This is a genomic window from Streptomyces sp. NPDC023541, assembly GCF_055559995.1.
Genome location: NZ_JBVHJO010000003.1, coordinates 151,109 through 170,782, shown reverse-complemented (window position 1 = coordinate 170,782; position 19,674 = coordinate 151,109). Strand labels below are relative to the sequence as shown.

Annotated in this window: 16 protein-coding genes; 7 read left to right on the top strand and 9 right to left on the bottom strand. The window is 71.2% G+C overall.

Annotated features, from left to right (window positions below):
- Positions 1–10: 10 nt before the first annotated feature.
- Complete coding sequence (locus tag ACZ3X1_RS08250) at positions 11–685, bottom strand: Crp/Fnr family transcriptional regulator (protein WP_003981529.1); 675 nt, start codon at positions 683–685, stop codon at positions 11–13.
- A gap of 288 nt (positions 686–973) precedes the next feature.
- Between ACZ3X1_RS08250 and nth the strand changes: the two genes are divergently transcribed.
- From nth to ACZ3X1_RS08235, 3 genes are all read left to right on the top strand, one after another.
- Positions 974–1,813: an endonuclease III gene (gene nth / locus ACZ3X1_RS08245; RefSeq protein WP_467277840.1), complete on the top strand. Its 840-nt coding sequence runs from the start codon at positions 974–976 to the stop codon at positions 1,811–1,813.
- A 109-nt stretch (positions 1,814–1,922) separates the two neighbouring features.
- Positions 1,923–2,645: an NUDIX hydrolase gene (locus tag ACZ3X1_RS08240; protein ID WP_356810259.1), complete on the top strand. Its 723-nt coding sequence runs from the start codon at positions 1,923–1,925 to the stop codon at positions 2,643–2,645.
- Positions 2,646–2,658: 13 nt separating this feature from the next.
- On the top strand, positions 2,659–3,861 hold the full coding sequence (locus tag ACZ3X1_RS08235) for a MarP family serine protease (RefSeq protein WP_467277837.1): 1,203 nt from the start codon (positions 2,659–2,661) through the stop codon (positions 3,859–3,861).
- A gap of 32 nt (positions 3,862–3,893) precedes the next feature.
- On the opposite strand, the gene ACZ3X1_RS08230 is transcribed toward ACZ3X1_RS08235, so the two are convergent.
- The 6 genes from ACZ3X1_RS08230 to ACZ3X1_RS08205 form a co-directional block, all read right to left on the bottom strand.
- A complete protein-coding gene (locus ACZ3X1_RS08230) occupies positions 3,894–4,067 on the bottom strand; it encodes a hypothetical protein (RefSeq protein WP_199832158.1) in 174 nt (57 codons plus the stop codon).
- 126 nt (positions 4,068–4,193) lie between these two features.
- The gene (locus tag ACZ3X1_RS08225; protein WP_030648133.1) at positions 4,194–5,153 is read right to left on the bottom strand and encodes an alpha/beta fold hydrolase; all 960 of its coding nucleotides are present in this window, start codon (positions 5,151–5,153) and stop codon (positions 4,194–4,196) included.
- Positions 5,150–5,608 (bottom strand): phage holin family protein, encoded by a 459-nt coding sequence (locus tag ACZ3X1_RS08220; protein WP_356810257.1) that lies wholly within the window; start codon positions 5,606–5,608, stop codon positions 5,150–5,152. The genes ACZ3X1_RS08225 and ACZ3X1_RS08220 overlap by 4 nt, the downstream gene beginning before the upstream one ends.
- Before the next feature lie 100 nt (positions 5,609–5,708).
- Positions 5,709–7,142 (bottom strand): Na+/H+ antiporter NhaA, encoded by a 1,434-nt coding sequence (gene nhaA / locus ACZ3X1_RS08215; RefSeq protein WP_467277832.1) that lies wholly within the window; start codon positions 7,140–7,142, stop codon positions 5,709–5,711.
- Between the two features lie 235 nt (positions 7,143–7,377).
- Positions 7,378–9,375 (bottom strand): acetate--CoA ligase, encoded by a 1,998-nt coding sequence (acs, locus tag ACZ3X1_RS08210; RefSeq protein ID WP_362626964.1) that lies wholly within the window; start codon positions 9,373–9,375, stop codon positions 7,378–7,380.
- A gap of 161 nt (positions 9,376–9,536) precedes the next feature.
- The gene (locus ACZ3X1_RS08205; protein ID WP_467277830.1) at positions 9,537–12,065 is read right to left on the bottom strand and encodes a bifunctional SulP family inorganic anion transporter/carbonic anhydrase; all 2,529 of its coding nucleotides are present in this window, start codon (positions 12,063–12,065) and stop codon (positions 9,537–9,539) included.
- 237 nt (positions 12,066–12,302) lie between these two features.
- Between ACZ3X1_RS08205 and ACZ3X1_RS08200 the strand changes: the two genes are divergently transcribed.
- Positions 12,303–13,604 (top strand): polysaccharide deacetylase family protein, encoded by a 1,302-nt coding sequence (locus ACZ3X1_RS08200; RefSeq protein ID WP_356810253.1) that lies wholly within the window; start codon positions 12,303–12,305, stop codon positions 13,602–13,604.
- Here the strand turns inward: ACZ3X1_RS08200 and ACZ3X1_RS08195 are convergent.
- A complete protein-coding gene (locus ACZ3X1_RS08195; RefSeq protein WP_362626954.1) occupies positions 13,558–14,616 on the bottom strand; it encodes an ATP-binding protein in 1,059 nt (352 codons plus the stop codon). The genes ACZ3X1_RS08200 and ACZ3X1_RS08195 overlap by 47 nt on opposite strands.
- A gap of 109 nt (positions 14,617–14,725) precedes the next feature.
- Between ACZ3X1_RS08195 and ACZ3X1_RS08190 the strand changes: the two genes are divergently transcribed.
- Complete coding sequence (locus ACZ3X1_RS08190; RefSeq protein WP_467277821.1) at positions 14,726–15,547, top strand: Fic family protein; 822 nt, start codon at positions 14,726–14,728, stop codon at positions 15,545–15,547.
- Positions 15,548–15,943: 396 nt separating this feature from the next.
- On the opposite strand, the gene ACZ3X1_RS08185 is transcribed toward ACZ3X1_RS08190, so the two are convergent.
- A complete protein-coding gene (locus tag ACZ3X1_RS08185) occupies positions 15,944–16,813 on the bottom strand; it encodes an HAD family hydrolase (RefSeq protein WP_356810250.1) in 870 nt (289 codons plus the stop codon).
- A gap of 492 nt (positions 16,814–17,305) precedes the next feature.
- Here ACZ3X1_RS08185 and ssd point away from each other — a divergent pair, with 492 nt between their 5' ends.
- Together ssd and ACZ3X1_RS08175 are read left to right on the top strand one after the other, a co-directional pair.
- A complete protein-coding gene (ssd, locus tag ACZ3X1_RS08180; RefSeq protein ID WP_467277815.1) occupies positions 17,306–18,514 on the top strand; it encodes a septum site-determining protein Ssd in 1,209 nt (402 codons plus the stop codon).
- Positions 18,511–19,659, top strand: coding sequence for a TadA family conjugal transfer-associated ATPase (locus tag ACZ3X1_RS08175; protein ID WP_356810249.1), 1,149 nt, complete (start codon positions 18,511–18,513; stop codon positions 19,657–19,659). The genes ssd and ACZ3X1_RS08175 overlap by 4 nt, the downstream gene beginning before the upstream one ends.
- The last annotated feature ends 15 nt before the right edge of the window (positions 19,660–19,674 follow it).

The following is a 19,674-nucleotide window of genomic DNA, read 5'->3' as shown; positions in this document are numbered from 1 at the left end:
GCTGATGGTGTCAGCGGGAGCGCTTCGCGAGACGCTCCACGTCCAGCAGGATCACGGCACGCGCCTCCAGGCGGAGCCAGCCGCGGCCCGCGAAGTCGGCGAGCGCCTTGTTCACGGTCTCGCGCGAGGCGCCGACGAGCTGTGCGAGCTCTTCCTGCGTGAGGTCGTGCACCACGTGGATGCCCTCCTCCGACTGCACGCCGAAGCGGCGCGAGAGGTCGAGGAGCGCCCGGGCCACGCGGCCGGGAACGTCGGAGAAGACCAGGTCGGACATCTGGTCATTGGTCTTGCGCAGGCGCCGGGCGACGGCGCGCAGCAGCGCGGTCGCGACCTCGGGCCGGGCGTTGAGCCAGGGCTGGAGGTCGCCGTGGCCGAGGCCGAGCAGCTTGACCTCGGTCAGCGCGGTGGCGGTGGCGGTGCGCGGGCCCGGGTCGAAGAGCGACAGCTCACCGATCAGCTCGCCGGGGCCGAGGACGGCCAGCATGTTCTCGCGGCCGTCGGGGGAGGTGCGGTGCAGCTTCACCTTGCCCTCGGTCACGACATACAGCCGGTCGCCGGGGTCGCCCTCGTGGAACAGGGCGTCACCGCGTGCGAGGGTCACCTCGCCCATGGAGGCGCGGAGCTCCGCGGCCTGCTCGTCATCGAGCGCCGCGAAGAGCGGGGCGCGCCGCAGAACGTCGTCCACGAGTCTCTCTCCTATGTCGACCAGCTCAGGGGACCGCTCCCCATTTTGCCGGACGGCTCAAACAGTGCGATCAATCACAAGGATGCCGGACGGACGGGCGTGCTGTGCGGCGAGAGGCCAATCGGAGTGGTGTTACCTGAGGTCCGGGCGGGTGTCAGCGCCCGGCCTTAGGCTGGCCGGGTGTCCAATAAGCCGGTGAGAGCACAGGCCAAGGGGTCCGCAGGAGTGACGGACACCCAAAATTCAGCCGTGGGCGAACAAGTACCCTCGAAGGTGCCCCCGAAGGCCGTGACTGCCCCCCAGGGCAAAGTTTCGGCCAAGAAACCGAAGCCGGCCAGGCCGGAATCGCGCCTGGCCATGGTGCGCAGGGCGCGCCGCATCAACCGGGAGCTGGCCGAGACCTACCCGTACGCCCATCCGGAGCTCGACTTCCGCAATCCCTTCGAGCTCCTCGTCGCGACGGTGCTGTCCGCGCAGACCACCGACCTGCGGGTGAACCAGACGACCCCGGCCCTCTTCGCGGCCTATCCGACCCCCGAGGACATGGCCGCGGCCGTCCCCGAGGATCTGGAGGAGCTGATCCGCCCGACCGGGTTCTTCCGGATGAAGGCCAGGTCGCTGCTGGGCCTGTCGCGGGCGCTGCGGGACGACCACGGCGGGGAGGTGCCGGGCCGGCTGGAGGACCTGGTGAAGCTGCCGGGCGTCGGCCGCAAGACCGCCAACGTGGTCCTCGGCAACGCGTTCGGCGTTCCCGGGATCACGGTGGACACCCACTTCGGCCGGCTGGTGCGCCGCTGGAAGTGGACCGAGCAGGAGGACCCGGAGAAGGTCGAGGCGGAGATCTGTGCGATCTTCCCGAAGAGCGAGTGGACGATGCTCTCGCACCGGGTCGTCTTCCACGGCCGCCGCATCTGCCACGCCCGCAGGCCCGCCTGCGGGGCCTGCCCGATCGCCCCGCTCTGCCCGGCGTACGGGGAGGGCGAGACGGACCCGGAGAAGGCGAAGAAGCTGCTCAAGTACGAGAAGGGCGGCCAGCCGGGCCAGCGGTTGAGCCCGCCCCCGGACTACCCCGGCCTGCCGGCCCCGCCGTTGGGCGCGGGCGGCGCGCAGGAGTCGCAGGAGCCCTAGGGGCAACCCTGCGGGAGTCCCGGGCGGGATCCCAGGAACGATTCGGTACCCGGACCGCGTTTGCGGTGTGGGAGACGCTGTTGACAGTAGAACGCGGACAGAGGTGCCTATGACGCGCGGTACACGGGACGAGGCCGGGGTCACTGCGGGAGTGCGCGCGGGGGGCGGCCCTGCCGTCACCACCGCCGGGCTGCCCGACTGGCTCGATCCCGTCGTCAAGGCCGTCCGGACCGTTGAGCCGCGGCAGCTGAGCCGGTTCCTGCCGCCCGAGGACGGCCGGGGGAGGCAGTCAGCCGTCCTCATCCTGTTCGGCGAGGGGGCCCGGGGCCCGGAGCTGCTGCTGATGGAGCGCGCCGGCACCCTGCGCTCGCACGCGGGCCAGCCGTCCTTCCCGGGCGGCGCGCTGGACCCTCAGGACGGGGATCCGCAGACCACCGGCCCGCTGCGGGCCGCGCTGCGCGAGGCCGAGGAAGAGACGGGACTTGATCCTTCCGGTGTCCAGCTCTTCGGGGTGCTGCCCCGGCTCTACATCCCGGTCAGCGAGTTCGTCGTCACCCCGGTCCTCGGCTGGTGGCACACCCCGAGCCCCGTCGGCGCCGTGGACCCGGCCGAGACCGCGCGGGTGTTCACGGTCCCGGTGGCCGATCTCACGGACCCCGAGCACCGGGTCACGACGGTCCACCCGCGGGGGCACCTGGGACCCGGGTTCACCGTCGAATCGGCCCTCGTCTGGGGTTTCACGGCCGGGGTGATCGACCGGATCCTGCACTTCGCGGGGTGGGAACGTCCGTGGGACCGATCACGCCAGGTCCCGCTCGACTGGCACGCATGAGACGGTGGCCCACGTGAACGTGCTGGACATCCTGTTGCTGCTCGCCGCCGTGTGGTTCGCGATCGTCGGCTACCGCCAGGGGTTCGTCGTCGGCATCCTGTCGGTGATCGGCTTCCTGGGCGGTGGCCTCGTCGCCGTTGCCCTGCTCCCGCTGATCTGGGACCGGGTGACGGACAACGGCACCCAGGTGTCCACCACGGTCGTCGTCATCGCCGTCGTGGCGATCATCATCTGCGCCTCGGTCGGCCAGGCGCTGACCACCCATCTCGGCGGCAAACTCCGCCGCCAGATCACCGCCAAGCCGGCGCGCGTCCTCGACGCCACCGGCGGGGCCCTCGTCAACGTGGTCGCGATGCTGCTCGTGGCCTGGCTGATCGGCTCGGCGCTCGCCGGGACCTCACTGCCCACACTGGGCAAGGAGGTCCGCAACTCCAAGGTGCTCCTGGGCGTTTCGCGCGTGCTGCCGGACCAGGCGAACAACTGGTTCTCGGACTTCAGCTCCACCCTCGCGCGCAGCGGTTTCCCGCAGGTGTTCAGCCCGTTCTCCAACGAGCCCATCACCGAGGTGAGGGCGCCCGACCCGGCGCTCGCCACCAGCCCCGTCGCGGACGTGGCCAAGCGCTCCATCGTGAAGGTCGTCGGCACGGCGCCCAGCTGCAGCAAGGTGCTGGAGGGCACGGGCTTCGTCTTCGCGCCCGGCAAGGTCATGACCAACGCGCACGTCGTCGGCGGCGTCGGCGAGCCGACCGTGCAGATCGGCGGCGAGGGCAAGCTGTACGACGGCAAGGTCGTGCTCTACGACTGGGAGCGCGACATCGCCGTCCTGGACGTGCCCAAGCTGAAGGCGCCGCCGCTGGAGTTCACCGACAAGGACGCAGCGAGCGGCAGCGACGCGATCGTCGCCGGCTTCCCGGAGAACGGCGCGTACGACGTCCGCCCGGCCCGCGTCCGCGGCCGGATCAATGCCAACGGACCGGACATCTACCACCGCGGTACTGTCCGACGGGACGTCTACTCGCTCTTCGCGACGGTCCGCCAGGGCAACTCCGGCGGCCCGCTGCTGACGCCCGACGGCAAGGTGTACGGGGTGGTGTTCGCCAAGTCCCTCGACGACCCGAACACCGGCTACGCGCTGACCGTGGACGAGATCCGCGACGACATCGAATACGGCCGGACCGCCGAGCGCCGGGTCGAGAGCCAGGGCTGCGCCCTCTGACGCGGCACCCCCGCAGCGCCCCCGCCGGGCCCCTACGTCCGTGGATGCCGCAGGCGTGCGGAGACCCAGCGGGCGCGGCGGCGCAGGATGCGGGGGATGCCCAGGTGCGGGTCGTGGCCGTGCCGGCCGGCCCTCTCGTGCGTGCCCGGCGTAGCTGCCGAGCGGCGTTCGTGCGCGGTGTCACCGTAGTCGTGCGTCCAGCTCATACTCCGAGCTGTGCCCGGGCCCCAAGGTCCGTAATCCCTCGCGGGGCGGCCAATTGGCCTATGCGCCGGGCATTTGAATGCCCGTAGGACGAACGGACGAGTGAACTGCCGTTCGTGCGTGGCAGATCAGCGGTCCGGCTCGGGGTCCTTCAGCCAGTTCACCAGCTCGGTCGAGAAGGCGACGGGGTCCTCCTCGTGCGGGAAGTGCCCGAGCCCGTCGAACAGCCGCCACCGGTAAGGGGCTTCGACGTACTCGCCGGATCCGGCGGCGCTGCGGGTGCGCATCACCGGGTCGAGCGAACCGTGCAGGTGCAGCGTGGGCACCCGTACCGGCCGCTTCATGCGCCGGTTGAACTGGAGCCCGTCGGGCCGGGCCATCGACCGCATCATCCAGCGGTACGGCTCGATCGAGCAGTGCGCGGTGGACGGGATGCACATGGCCCGCCGGTACACGGCGAGGTCCTCCTCCTCGGGAGGCCGCGGCCCCGACCAGTCGCGGATCAGGTCACCCACGAGGGCACCGCCGTCGGCGACGAGCTGCCGCTCGGGCACGAACGGCCGCTGGAAGCCCCAGATGTGCGAACTCGCCCGGGTCTGACCGAAGTCCGACAGCATCGCCGAGCGCCACCGCCGGGGGTGCGGCATGGAGGAGACGACGAGCCGGCGGACCAGCTTGGGCCGCATCACGGCCGCCGTCCAGGCGAGGTACCCGCCCAGGTCGTGCCCGACGAGCGCGGCGTCCGGCTCGCCGAGGGACCGTACGACGCCGGTGATGTCGAGCGCCAGGTTGGCGGGGTCGTAGCCGCGCGGGGTGCGGTCGCTGCCGCCGACCCCGCGCAGGTCCATCGCGACGGCCCGGTACCCGGCGTCGGCGAGCGCGGTCAGCTGGTGGCGCCAGGTCCACCAGAACTGCGGGAAGCCGTGGAGCAGCAGCACCAGCGGTCCGTCACCGAGCTCGGCGACGTGGAAGCGCGCGCCGTTGGCGGCCACGTCCCGGTGCGTCACCGCTTCCCCGCCGGGGAGGTCGAGCCGCACCGCCGTGGCAGCGGTGGGCGGAATGCTGGGGTCCGGCGTGGGCGCTGTCATGAGGACGAGCGTGCCACACCCACAGCCTTGTCACTCACCGGCCGCGGGTGCGGCTTGACGGTCCCGACCAGTGCGGCGGTCTGCTTGACCGAGGCGATGGACTTCTCCGGCGGCTTGACCTTCTTGAACTTCCGTACGGAGATCAGCGTGAGGATGCCCGCGATCAGCAGGAACGCGCCGCCGACGATCAGGAAGGACCAGGCGAGGCCGAGTCCCAGGTTGTGGATCCCGTACGCCGCGGCGAAGGTCAGCACCGGGAGGGAGAAGACCGCGAACACTCCCGCGGCGCCGAGGGAGGCGGATCCGCTGCCCACGCGCTTGGCGTCCTCGCGGAGTTCCGCCTTGGCCAGGGCGATCTCGTCGTGAACCAGGGCGGACATCTCGGCGGTGGCCGAGGCGACCAGCTGGCCGAGTGTGCGCTCGGCTCCCTGCGCCTCTTGGTCCACTGCGCTCATCGCTCTCTCCCTCTGTCGTCTGCTGCCGGGCGGCTGCCCCCGCGGCCATCGCCCGGCCGGCGTGCGGCTGTTCCGCGTCGGTCCTGCGTCGTCACTCAGATCATGCCGGACGGTCGGCCTCGGTGGTGGACCCGGCTGCGGTTTGGAGCGCGGCGGCGGCCGCCTCCTCCGCCTTGCGGCGGTGTTCCGCGGCCCGGTCCTCGTAGATCTTCGCCATCCGCAGGTGGTACTCGGGCTTGTCCTCCTCGTAGATGTCCGGAATGCCGTCGTGGTCCTCGTCGCGCTCCTCGGCCTCGGTGAGCGCCCGGTAGCGGCGGTTGCGGAGCTTGAGCAGGACGCACGCGATCACGGCGGCGATGAGGGAGCCGATCAGGACGGCGGCCTTGACCTCGTCGGTGAGCGTCTTGTCGCCCGCGAAGGCGAGCTCGCCGATGAGGAGGGAGACGGTGAAGCCGATACCGGCGAGCGTGGACACGGCGAGCACGTCGGGCCAGGCCAGGTCCTCGTTCAGCTCGGCCCTGGTGAAGCGGGCGGCCAGCCAGGTGCCGCCGAAGATGCCCGCGGTCTTGCCGACGACGAGGCCGAGGACCACGCCGAGGGTCTCGGGGCGGGTGAAGACCTGCGCGATGGCCTCGTCGGAGAGGGAGACCCCGGCGGAGAAGAGCGCGAAGAGGGGTACGGCGAGACCGGCGGAGACGGGCCGGACGAGGTGCTCGATGTGTTCGCCGGGTGAGGTCCGCTCGCCTTCCGCGCGGGTGCAGCGGAGCATCAGGCCCATGGCGACGCCGGCGATGGTGGCGTGGACCCCGCTGTTGTACATCAGTCCCCAGATGACCAGGGCGAGCGGGACGTAGACGTACCAGCCGCGGACACCGCGGCGCAGCAGGAACCAGAAGAGGACCAGTCCCGCGATTGCGCCGCCGAGTGCCAGGAAGTCGATCTCGCTGGTGAAGAACACCGCGATGATCATGATGGCGAAGAGGTCGTCGACGACGGCGAGGGTCAGCAGGAAGGCGCGCAGGGCCGAGGGCAGGGAGGTGCCGATGACGGCGAGGACGGCGAGCGCGAAGGCGATGTCGGTGGCCGTGGGGACGGCCCAGCCGTCCATCGATCCGTTGCCGGTGACGTTGACCAGCGCGTAGACGAGCGCGGGCACGGCCATGCCGCACAGGGCGGCGATCACCGGGAGCGCGGCGGCCTTGGGATCGCGCAGGTCGCCCGCGACGAGCTCGCGCTTGAGCTCGATGCCGGCGACGAAGAAGAAGATGGCGAGGAGCCCGTCGGCCGCCCAGTGCTGCACCGAGAGGTCCAGGCCGAGGGCGGCGGGGCCGATGTGGAAAGACCCGACTCTCGCGTAGCTGTCCGAGACGGCGGGGATGTTGGCCCACAGCAGCGCGGCGATCGCGGCCACGAGCAGCAGGACGCCGCCCACCGTCTCGGCACGCAGGGCATCTGCGATGTAGCGGCTCTCGGGCAGGGAGAGGCGGCCGAGGAGCTTGCGGCTCTTGTGGTCGGTGGGGTTGGGCGCGGCCACGAGGGGCACCTCCGGGGGCTGTTGGACGGCATGGCGAACTCGTTGCCGACCAGACTTCCCGGCGCACCCTGAGGTCTTTCTTTATGCTTTCAATATTTTACAGGGCGTACGCGAGGGCAGATCCGGCGATCATCACTTTATGCGCGAAAGGGGCACCCGGCGCGTGTCGCGCCGAATGCCCCTTCCCGTGTGTCGCCGAGGTGGCCGGCTGGCCGAGACGGCCGGTGCCGACGGGTCAGTCTTCGCTGCCGGCCGCCGGGAGCTTCCTCTGGATCAGGTCCATGACCGAGGAGTCGGCCAGCGTGGTGACGTCGCCGACCGCGCGGTTCTCCGCGACGTCGCGGAGCAGACGGCGCATGATCTTGCCCGAGCGGGTCTTCGGCAGCTCCTGCACCGGCAGGATCCGCTTGGGCTTGGCGATCGGGCCGAGCGTGCTGCCCACGTGGTTGCGCAGGTCCGCGACCAGGCCCTCGGTCTCGGAGGCGCTGCCGCGCAGGATGACGAACGCCACGATGGCCTGGCCGGTGGTCTCGTCGGCGGCGCCTACCACGGCCGCCTCGGCGACCGACGGGTGCGAGACGAGGGCCGACTCCACCTCGGTGGTCGAGATGTTGTGGCCGGACACCAGCATCACGTCGTCCACCCGGCCCAGCAGCCAGATGTCGCCGTCGTCGTCCTTCTTCGCGCCGTCGCCCGCGAAGTACTTGCCCTCGAAGCGAGACCAGTAGGTGTCGATGAAGCGCTGGTCGTCACCCCAGATGGTGCGCAGCATCGAGGGCCACGGCTCGGTGAGGACCAGGTAGCCGCCCCCGCCGTTCGGGACCTCGTGCGCCTCGTCGTCCACGACGGTGGCGGCGATCCCGGGCAGGGCGCGCTGGGCGGAGCCCGGCTTGGTGTGGGTGACGCCCGGCAGCGGGGAGATCATCATCGCGCCGGTCTCGGTCTGCCACCAAGTGTCCACGATCGGGCAGCGGTCGCCGCCGATGTGCTTGCGGTACCAGACCCAGGCCTCGGGGTTGATCGGCTCGCCGACCGAGCCCAGGACGCGCAGGCTCGACAGGTCGAACTTCGCGGGGATGTCGTCGCCCCACTTCATGAACGTGCGGATGGCCGTGGGCGCCGTGTACAGGATCGTGACGCCGTACTTCTGCACGACCTCCCAGAAGCGGCCCTGGTGCGGGGTGTCCGGCGTACCCTCGTACATCACCTGCGTGGCGCCGTTCGCGAGCGGCCCGTAGACGATGTAGGAGTGCCCGGTCACCCAGCCGATGTCGGCCGTGCACCAGTAGACGTCGCTCTCCGGCTTCAGGTCGAAGACCGCGTGGTGGGTGTACGCCGCCTGGGTGAGGTAGCCGCCGGAGGTGTGCAGGATGCCCTTCGGCTTACCCGTCGTCCCCGAGGTGTAGAGGATGAACAGCGGGTGCTCGGCGTCGAAGGCCTGCGGGGTGTGCTCGGCGGACTGGCGGCCGACCACCTCGTGCCACCAGACGTCGCGGCCCTCGGTGAATGCGGTGTCCTGGCCGGTGCGGCGCACGACGAGCACGTGCTCGACCTGCGGGCACTTGGCGACGGCCTCGTCGATGGCGGGCTTCAGGGCGCTGGGCTTGCCGCGGCGGTAGCCGCCGTCGGCGGTGATGACCAGCTTGGCGTCGGCGTCCTGGATGCGGGAGGCGACGGCGTCGGCGGAGAACCCGCCGAAGACCACGGAGTGCGCGGCGCCGATGCGGGCGCACGCGAGCATGGCGACGACCGCCTCGGGGATCATCGGGAGGTAGACGGCGACGCGGTCGCCGGCCTCGACGCCCAGCTCGGTGAGGGCGTTGGCGGCCCTGGAGACCTCGTCCTTGAGCTCGGTGTAGGTGATCGCGCGGCTGTCACCGGGCTCGCCCTCGAAGTGGATGGCCACGCGGTCGCCGTTGCCGGCCTCGACGTGGCGGTCCACGCAGTTGTACGCGACGTTCAGCCGGCCGTCGGCGAACCACTTCGCGAAGGGCGGGTTCGTCCAGTCGAGCGTCTCGGCCGGCTCGGTGGCCCAGGTCAGCCGCCGGGCCTGCTCGGCCCAGAAGCCCAGCCGGTCCGCGTCGGCCTGTGCGTACGCAGCCTCTTTCACATTGGCGGCGGCGGCCAGATCGGCGGGCGGTGCGAACCGCCGCTCCTCCTTGAGCAGATTGGCCAGGCTCTCATTGCTCACGACATCTCCCTTTCCCAGGGTGTCCGTTGTGTCCCCGGGCATAGCTCATCAGTCTGCGGCCCAGGTGACAAGGGGTAGCCGTAAATTGGTTTAGACCTATATCACGCAGACGGCCCGCACGAGAACGGCGTGCGAACGGCCCCTTCCCGGTGCAGCGCGCGGGAAGGGGCCACTCGATGGCACGGATACCGGAGGGTATCGGTTCAGGCGTGCAGGCCGACGGTGTCAAAGACCCTGCAGTCGAAGAAGTCCTCGCCCTCGGACAACAGGTATGCCTGGGCCTCACCCACGTGGAAGTACATCCCGTGCAGCTCCAGGGTGCCCTCGGCGAGCCGCCTGGCGACCGATTCGTGGGCCCGCAGGTGCTCCAGCTGCTGGACCACGTTGGTCAGGCACAGCTGCTCCACGGCGTCGGCGGGGAGCCGGCCCGAGATCCGGGCCCAGGCGTGGTGGCGGCTGCCCATTCGTTCCAGGCTGGGCAGTCCGTGCCGCAGCCAGCGGCGCAGCGGGGTCATCGCGGCCCCGGGTGCGGAGCTGAGCAGGGCCTGCATGGCCCCGCAGCCCGAGTGCCCGCAGACCGTGATGCTGTCGACCTTCAGCACGTCCACCGCGTACTCGATGGCCGCCGCCACGGAGTCGTCCGTGGACTCCGCGCCCGGCAGCGGCACGAGATTGCCGACGTTGCGGACGGTGAACAGGTCTCCCGGGCCGCTCGCCGTGATCATGCTGGTCACCAGCCGGGAGTCCGCGCAGGTGATGAAGAGCTGCGAGGGCCGCTGCCCCTCGCGTGCCAGCCGGGCCAGCTCGTCCCGCATGTGCGGTGCGGTGTCCCGCTGGAAGGCGCTGATCCCACTGGCCAGTTGCCCCGCGCCGCGCCGCCGGGGCGTCGGCGAGACGTCCCGCGGCCCGCCGTCCTCCGCCCCGCCGTTGCCCCCGGCCGTGGCCGCCTCTGCCGCCATGGTCGCCGCCGTGGCCGTGGCCGTACGGGTGCTCGTGGCGCGGTGGTCGCAGTGGTTCTGCCAGGGGGTCCAGGGGCGGCAGCACTGGTGCGTCCCGCGGTGCTGCCCCCGCCGGGACCGGTCGGCCGGGTGACCGCCCTCGGCATGGCGGGCGTCGTGGCCGCGATCGGCCCCGTGGCCCGCGCCTGCCCTGCCTGCACCGTCCGCTTCATCTGCTCCGTCCGGCCCGTCGGGGGAGCCGGCCCTGCCGGCCGCGGCCGGGTTCGCCCCGTTGATCCGGGCGGCCTGGCCCGAGCGGCCGGTGACCTCCAGGGTCCCCCCGTGCGCCAGGTGGGACTGCTGCCAGTCCTGGATCGTCTCGTAGGCAGCGTGGTCCATGAAGGAGCCGTCGAGCTCGACCACGGCGTGCGCGTCCTGCGGGATCTGGTTCAGCACCCGGCTCAGCCGCGGCACCGCCAGGAAGGTCAACTGCCCGCGCGCACACACCCGGTGGACGCCGCTGTCCAGCTGTTCCAGGGTGATCCGGGTCCGGGCGAGCCGGTGGAGCGCCAGGGCGACGGCCACCGCGATTCCCACGGCCACGCCCTCCAGCACCCCGCCGAGCACCACGGCCACGATGGTCGACCCGTAGACGAGGGCCTCCCGGTGCCGGGTGACGCTGCGCAGGTGCGTGATGCTGACCATCTGCACGCCCACCGCCATCACCAGGGCGGCGAGCGTGGCCAGCGGGATGAGGTCGAGGAGCGGGACCAGCAGGAAGGCCGCGAGCAGTACCCAGAAGCCGTGCATCATCGACGACTTCCGGCTGGCCGCGCCGGACTTGACGTTCGCCACGCTGCGCACGGCCACACCGGTGATGGGCAGCCCGCCCAGGGCCCCGGAGACGATGTTCGCCGCACCCTGCCCCCGCAGTTCGCGGTCGAGGTCGGCGCGCGGCGGGCGGTTGTCCGTACTCCGCTCGGAGGCGATCAGCTTGTCGGTCGCTACCGCGGAGAGCAGGGACTCCACGCTGCCGACCAGGGTGATGGTCAGGACGGCGGCGACGAGCCCGAGGACCGGCCCGTCAGGCATCTCTGGAAGGGCGTGGCTGCGCCAGGAAGGCAGGTCCACCCGGGGCAGGCTGAGCCCGGCCAGTGCGGCGAAGGCGGTGGCGGTGGCGACGGCGGCGAGGGGCGCCGGCAGCTTGCGCAGGGCGCGGCCGGCCCGCCCGGGCAGCCGCGGCCAGCCGAGCAGGACGACCAGGGTCAGTGCGCTGACTCCGAGCGCCACCGGATGCAGGTCGGCCAATTGGGCGGGCAGGCCGAGGACGTTCGCCACGGCCGAGCTCTGCGGTGTGCCGCCGAGCACGATGTGCAGCTGTGCCAGCGCGATGGTCACACCGATGCCCGCGAGCATGCCGTGCACGATGGCCGGGCTGACCATGAGCGCGGACCGGGCGGTGCGCAGGGCGGCGAGGCCGAGCTGGCAGACCCCGGCGAGCACGGTGATGGCGCACGTGGTGCGCCATCCGTACCGCTGGATCAACTCCGCGGTGACCACGGTCAGTCCGGCTGCGGGCCCGCTCACCTGGAGCGGGGCGCCACCCAGGCGCCCGGCGATGATGCCGCCCACCGCGGCTGCGACCAGACCCGCCTGGAGCGGGGCTCCGGTGGCCAGGGCGATGCCGAGGGAGAGCGGCATGGCGATCAGAAAGACGGCGATGGAGGCGGAGAGGTCCGCCGGGAGGTCTTTGCGGACCCCTTCGGGTGCGCGTGTGGTGGAGGTGGCTGTCATCGGGTCCCGTCTCCTCTGGGATGAGGGTCGAAGCGGCGGGAGTCTCAACACTCGGTAAATGAACGGTAATGGAGAGTAAAGGCGAGTGGTGAACAATTCGGGCAAATGGCTTACGAATTAGCACACAAGGGTGATTAAGCATTTTGTCCGGCTTGTCATACCTTCCTCGCGGTGGACCGCATGGGACGTTGCGGCGCGGAAGTCCTGCGATGGAACTGCGAGGGAGAGGTGGGGCGGATGATCGCCGCCACGAAGAAGATCGCCGGCGGCCTGGTCGCCACGGCGCTGGTCCTGGGCGTCGCCGGGTGCACCGCCTCGGAACCCGCGAAGTCCCCGACCGCCGGCGGTCCGAACGCTCGGAAGGGCGCCGCGGAGGCCCCCGGCAGTGTCAACCGCCCCATTGGCGACGGTTCGACCGCGTACACCGGGCCGCAGCCGAACGTGGTGAAGCCGCAGAAGCTGAAGCCGGGTGAGAAGCCCCCGCAGTTCGTGGTGTTCTCGTGGGACGGGGCCGGCGAGGACAGTCAGAAGCTCTTCTCGCACTTCCGCGAGGTCGGCAAGAAGTACAACGCCCGTATGACGTACTTCCTCAGCGGCGTGTACCTGCTCCCGGAGGAGAAGCGTTTCCTCTACACCGCTCCGCAGCACTCGCCCGGCCGCTCCGACATCGGCTTCGGCGACCTCCAGGGCATCAAGGACACCGCCGCCCAGGTCCGCGCGGCCTGGCTGGAGGGCAACGAGATCGGCACCCACTTCAACGGCCACTTCTGCGGGCCCGACGGGGGCGTCGGCACCTGGTCCGTGGACGAGTGGAAGAGCGAGATCAACCAGGCCAAGTCCTTCGTCAAGAACTGGAAGACCAACGCGGGCCTGAAGCAGGAGGAGGCGCTCCCCTTCGACTACGAAAAGGAGCTCGTCGGCGCCCGCACGCCATGCCTCGAAGGCCAGAAGAACTTCATGCTGGCGGCGAAGGGCATGGGCTTCCGCTACGACTCCAGCGGGATCAGCAAGCAGATCTGGCCCAAGAAGACGGACGGTCTCTGGGACATCCCGCTCCAGCTGGTGCCCATGCCGGGACGCGCCTTCGACACGTTGAGCATGGACTACAACTACATGGTCAACCAGTCAGGTACGACCTCGCAGGGCGACCCCTCGCAGCACACCTACTGGGGCGACCAGATGCGCGACGGGCTGCGACAGGCCTTCGACCGCGTCTATCAGGGCAACCGTGCCCCGCTGATCATCGGCAACCACTTCGAGTCCTGGAACGGCGGCACCTACATGCGTGCCGTCGAGGAGTCGATCAAGGGCATGTGCACCCAGAAGGAGGTCCGCTGCGTGCCGTTCCGGGAGCTGGTGGACTGGCTGGACGCCCAGGACCCGAAGGTTCTGGAGTGGATGCGCACCCTCGACGTCGGCGAGGCTCCGAAGGAGGGCTGGGCGAAGTTCCTGACCGCGGGGCCGCCGGCGCCGCCGGCCGCCCCCACCGGCGTCAAGCCGGCTGCGGAGCCGGCCGATGAGTCTGGGGACGAGGGCTGACGATCTCCTCGACGCCCGCGCCGCCGTCGAACGCTTCGGGGGCGTCGAGGCCCTCGCGCAGGACGAAATCGGGGTCGATCTGCTCCGCCAGGTCGGCCCCGGTCTTGGCGTTGCCCCAGCTCTCCGCGTTCTTGAGGTGGAAGCTCACCATCTGCTCGGTGTACCGGGCCCAGTCGCGGTGCGCGTACGAGTCGTCGGCGGCGTCCTGGAGCGCCTGGAGGGCGAACCGGTTGGTCGCCTCCAGCAGTTCGAACGGAGCCGGGCGGCCCTTCTCCATCGCCCGCACCCAGTCGGAGTGCCCGACGGTGACCAGCAGGTCCTCGCCCACCTCGTCCTGGAGGAACTCGATGTCCTCGGGGCCCTGCACCTTGTTGCCGATGACTGCGAGCGTGACTCCGAAGTCCCGCGCGTACTCCTTGTACTGGCGGTAGACGGAGACGCCCTTGCGGGTCGGTTCGGCGACGAGGAAGGTCACGTCGAAGCGGGTGAACATGCCCGAGGCGAAGGAGTCCGAGCCCGCCGTCATGTCGACGACCACGTACTCGTCCGGTCCGTCGACGAGGTGGTTGAGGCAGAGCTCGACCGCTCCGACCTTGGAGTGGTAGCAGGCCACGCCCAGATCGGCCTCGGTGAACGGCCCGGTGGCCATGAGGCGTACGGGATCCCCGTCGAGCAGGACCGTGCGGGCGCAGGCCTCGTACACCGGGTTGTCCTCGGTGACGCGCAGCAGCCGCGAGCCGCGGCCGGGCGGAGTGGTCTTGATCATCGTGTCGGCGGACGCGATGCGCGGGTTGGAACCCCGCAGGTACTCCTTGATCAGGGGCAGGTGCGCGCCCAGGGCGGGCAGAGCGGCGGCCTCTTCCTCGGCGAGCCCGAGCGCGGCGCCCAGGTGCTGGTTGATGTCGGCGTCCACCGCGACGACGGGGGCTTCATTGGCGGCGAGGTGGCGGATGAAGAGGGAGGACAGCGTCGTCTTGCCGCTGCCGCCCTTTCCCACGAAAGCGATCTTCATGTTCACCAAGCGTAGCGGGTGAGTAGCGCTGAGTTGTCAAGGTGAGTGAAGAAGACCACTCCAAGGAGGGGTCGGTGCCATGCCCGCGCAGTGCGTAGGCTCCCTACTTATGAGTAGCGCTTCTGACCCGTTGGCCGCCCTCGCCGGACTGCCGGGTGTCGCCGATTCCGTGGATTCCGTACGCAAGGCCGTGGACCGGGTCTACGGGCACCGGGTGATGCGCCGCCGCAGCGGTGAGATCACTGCGGAGGCCGCCCTGCGCGGCGCCCGCGGCAGTGCGGCGCTGTCCGGCGCGGACTGGGCGCTGGAGGAGGTGCGGCGGCGCACCGACTTCGGCGCCGAGCCGGAGGCACTAACAGTGGGCGCCGCTCTGCGCCTCACGGCGGAGGCCGGCCAGCTGCTGAGCATCTGGCGCCAGTCGCCGCTGCGGGTCCTGGCGCGCCTGCACCTGGTGGCGGTCGGATCGACTGCCGAGGGGGACGTGGTGGGCCGCCCGCGCCTCGCGGGTGAGTCGGTGGTCGAGCCCCTGGTGGAAGCACCGTTGCCGGGTGCCGAGGAGGTGGCCGGCCGGCTGGACGGCCTGTCCCGGCTCATCATCGCGGGCGGTTCGGCGCCGGCGCTGGTCATGGCATCGGTGGTGCACGGCGAACTGCTGGCCCTGCGGCCGTTCGGCTTGTACAACGGGCTGGTCGCGCGGGCGGCCGAACGCATCGTCCTGATCAACAGCGGGCTGGACCCCAAGGCGATCTGCCCGGCGGAGGTGGGTCACGCGGAGCAGGGGGCCGAGGCCTATCTGGCGGCCTTCGACGGCTACCTCTCCGGGACGGCGGAGGGCATGGCCGCCTGGATCGGCCACTGCGGCCGTGCGATCGAGCTCGGGGTGCGGGAGTCGACGGCGGTCTGCGAAGCCCTGCAGCGCGGCGCGGCCTGAGCCCTCGCGCATTCAGGCCGCCGCTTCGGGGCTCGCGCAGGATGCCCGGACATGGGTTGCGGCGACACCGTCTTGCTTTGGTGTCGCCGCTGGCATTCACGCCCAGGTACCAAGCGTCCTCGAAAGTTGCCCATCAGGTCGGGTACTTTGCCCGTCACCTGGTGCGGCTGGCCCGTAATCGACGGGTCGACGTCGCGTGGGTGCTCGGCGTTCATGCTTCGGTCCGTGGGCCTTACTGCGTTTTAAAGATGATCCTCTCGGATGTTCTTTGGTCTCGCGGGCCGTTGCTTTATTTGTACTCCGCTTTGCTCCTATGCGAAACCCCTGGCTCCACTTTTTACGTTTCGGGACGAGCGGGGGTAAACCGGACGGCCTGAACCGGCACAGGTGGGGCATTCAGGCGGAGGCGGCCAACAGTGCGGCCCGGCGCCGGCTCGCGTACCAGACCAGCCCGGCGGTGGCGGCGGCCGCGCCCACCGCGGCCGCCGCGATCAGCGCCGGGCGTGCCGGCATCGAGAGCCCGGGGAGCCGCTGCTTCAGCCGTACGGGCCGGTTGAAGACCAGCACCGGCCACTCCCGCGCCGTCGCCTCGCGGCGCAGCGCGCGGTCCGGGTTGACGGCGTGCGGGTGTCCGACCGCTTCCAGCATCGGGATGTCGGTCGCCGAGTCGCTGTAGGCGTAGCAACGGGCGAGGTCGTAGCCCTCGGACTCGGCGAGTTCCCGTACGGCCTCTGCCTTGGTGGGCCCGTAGGCGTAGTAGTCGATCTCGCCGGTGAAGCAGCCGTCCTCGCCCACGACCATGCGGGTGGCGACGACCCGGTCCGCGCCGAGCATCTCCCCGATCGGCTCGACCACCTCCGCTCCGGAGGTCGACACGATCACCACGTCACGGCCGGCCGTGTGGTGGGCCTCGATCAGGGATGCGGCCTCGTCGTAGATGATCGGGTCGATGAGGTCGTGCAGGGTCTCCGCGACGATCTCCCGAACCTGCTGCACGTTCCACCCCTTGCAGAGGGCGGACAGGTACTCGCGCATCCGCTCCATCTGGTCGTGGTCGGCGCCTCCGGCCAGGAAGATGAACTGGATGTAGGCGGTGCGCAACACGGCTCGCCGGTTGATCAGGCCGCCTTGGTAGAAGGACTTGCTGAACGTCAAGGTGCTCGACTTCGCAATGACCGTCTTGTCCAGATCGAAGAAGGCTGCGGTGCGAGGCGAGGAGTGCGGCAAGGGCTGATTTTCCACGCCCCGAGCATATGCGCCCTCCATTCGGCGTAAGGTGTGGCGCGTGGGTTTGCCTGAGAGGGCTCTCGGGTACACCATGGAAGTCACGGATCGTTCGCGACCGTGCTAACCCGGTCTGGCTCCTCCCCCCCCGAGTCGGACCGTGGGGACGACCCCCGCTCTCCCCCCCGGCGGGGGTCGTCGCATGTCCGGACGCGGTTCGCGTCCCCGGCTTCGGCTCCGACCGACCATCTCCTCGGTCCTTCCTCTTCTGTGCGGCCCGCCTGCCGCAGGCCCTCACCACGTCGAACTCGTGACGCTGTGTAGTGGTTCCGCCGCACTCCGGAACTCACCTGCGCGAGTGACCGGGTTATTCACAATCGATGGGTTGTCCACAGTTATTGGGCAAGATCCACTTCTTTTTCCCGATCACTGCACGGTGATTCCAGCCGCGAAGTCCGCGGTGCTGGGATTTGCAGTGAGAAGGGGGCGGAGATCGTGGCTCGATCGAAGTCGTGCGAAACGCCGAAGACGGGGATGACCGGAAGGGCGGCGGGGACCGGGGGAGCCGACGTGGTGACCCCCGGGGCCTCACCCACCGGGCGCCGGCCGCTGATCATCACCGAAGATCCTCTGCTGCTCGACGACTTGCTGAGGCTGTGCGCCGCGGCGGGGGCCGATCCGCACGTGCTTCACGCGGCACCGGGGCGCGATGGCGACAGCGCGGAAGCGGAGGCCGGCCACCCCGGGAGCGGGGCCGGTGCGCCGGTTTTCCCAACTGGCTTCAATGATGCGGGAGTTGGCTGGGAGTCGGCCCCGTTGGTGCTGGTCGGAGACGACGCAGCACGGCGAGTGCGGGGCGCGCCGCGCCGGGCCGGGGTCTTCCTCGTCGGCCGGGACCTCGACGATCCGCTCGTGTGGCAGCGGGCGGTGGAGATCGGCGCCGAGGAGGTGCTGCGCCTCCCCGATGCCGAGAGCCGGCTCGTGGACCGCATCGCCGATGTCGTCGAAGGGGCCGGACGGCCCGCACTGGCCGTAGGCGTGATCGGAGGCAGTGGCGGGGCGGGCGCCTCCACCCTCGCCTGCGCCCTCGCCGTCAGGGCCGCCCGCGCAGGCGAGCGGACCATGCTCATCGACGGTGATCCCCTCGGCGGCGGCATGGACGTGCTGCTCGGCGGCGAAGGTGCCGAAGGGCTGCGCTGGCCGGACTTCGCGGCCTCTCGGGGGCGGGTGGGCGCCGGAGCGCTGGAGGAGTCCCTGCCCGAACTGCACGCGTTGCGGGTGCTCAGCTGGGACCGGGGGGACCGGGTGGTCGTGCCGCCCGCCGCCGTCCGCTCGGTCGTGGCCGCGGCGCGCCGCCGGGGCGGCGTCGTCGTGGTCGACCTCCCCCGGCGGGTCGACGAAGCCGTGGCCGAGGTGCTCTCCCAGCTCGACCTGGTGCTGATGGTCGTGCCCGGCGAGCTGCGGTCGGTGGCCGCGGCGGGCCGGGTGGCCGCCGGGGTGCGGATGGTGGCCCGGGACGTCCGCGTCGTCGTACGGGGCCGCTGCCCTGGCGGTCTGGATCCGGAGGACGTGGCCGGGCTGTTGGGGGCGCCGCTGGCCGGTGAGGTACCGGTCGAGGTGGGACTCCCGGGGCGGGTTGCCGAAGGGGAGCCGCCGGGGTCGCAGGCGCGGGGCGCCCTGGCCCGCTTCTGCGACGGATTCTGGCAGCGGGCCCTCGGTGCCGCCCAGGGGGTGCCGGCATGAGCGCGGTGCTGCTGGACGCGGTGCGCAGGCGGCTCGCCGAGAGCGGGGCGGAGCCGACCCCGGCGCGGGTGGCGGCGGCCCTGCGCGCACAGGGCCGGCTGCTGGGCGACGAGGAAGTACTGGGCGCAGCGGCCGAGTTGCGCTCCGAACTGGTCGGCGCGGGCCCGCTGGAGCCGCTGCTGGCCGATCCGGAGGTGACCGACGTGCTGGTGGCGGCCCCCGACCGGGTGTGGGTGGACCGCGGTGGCGGGCTGGAGCTGACCGGGGTGACCTTCGCCGATGCGGGGGCCGTGCGCAGGCTCGCCCAGCGGCTGGCCGCGGTGGCGGGTCGGCGTCTCGACGACGCCCGTCCGTGGGTGGACGCCCGGATGCCCGACGGCACACGGCTGCATGCCGTGCTGCCGCCGGTCTCGGTCGGCTCGGCCTGTCTCTCACTGCGGGTGGTGCGGCCGCGGGCATTCACGCTGGAGGAGCTCGTCGCGGCGGGCACGCTGCCGCCCGGCGGGCAGCGGCTGCTCCGGGACATGGTCGAGGCCCGGTTGTCGTTCCTCGTCTCCGGTGGGACGGGGACCGGCAAGACCACCCTCCTCAGTGCCCTGTTGGGGCTGGTGGGCCCCGGCGAACGGATCGTGCTGGCCGAGGACTCGGCCGAGTTGCGCCCCGACCATCCGCACGTGGTGCGGCTGGAGACCCGACCGGCCAACCAGGAGGGGGCCGGTCTGGTCACCCTGGCGGACCTGGTCCGGCAGGCGCTGCGGATGAGGCCCGACCGGCTGGTGGTCGGCGAGGTGCGGGGCGCGGAGGTCGCGGACCTGCTCGCCGCCTTGAACACCGGCCACGAGGGCGGCTGCGGCACGGTGCACGCCAATGCCGCCGCCCATGTCCCGGCCCGGCTGGAGGCGCTGGGGACGGCCGCCGGGCTCGACCGGGGCGCTCTGCACAGCCAGTTGGCCGCCGCCCTGACCCTGGTGCTGCACCTGGTCCGGGACCGGGAGGGGCGGCGCCGGGTGGCCGAGGTGCACGTGCTGGAGCGGGACGCCGCCGGACTGGTGGTGACCGTACCCGCGCTGCGGTGGGCCGCCCGGGGCTTCGTACGGGAGCAGGGCTGGGACCGGCTGCGACCGCTGTTGCGAGGTGCCCGGTGAGCGCCGGGGCGGGGC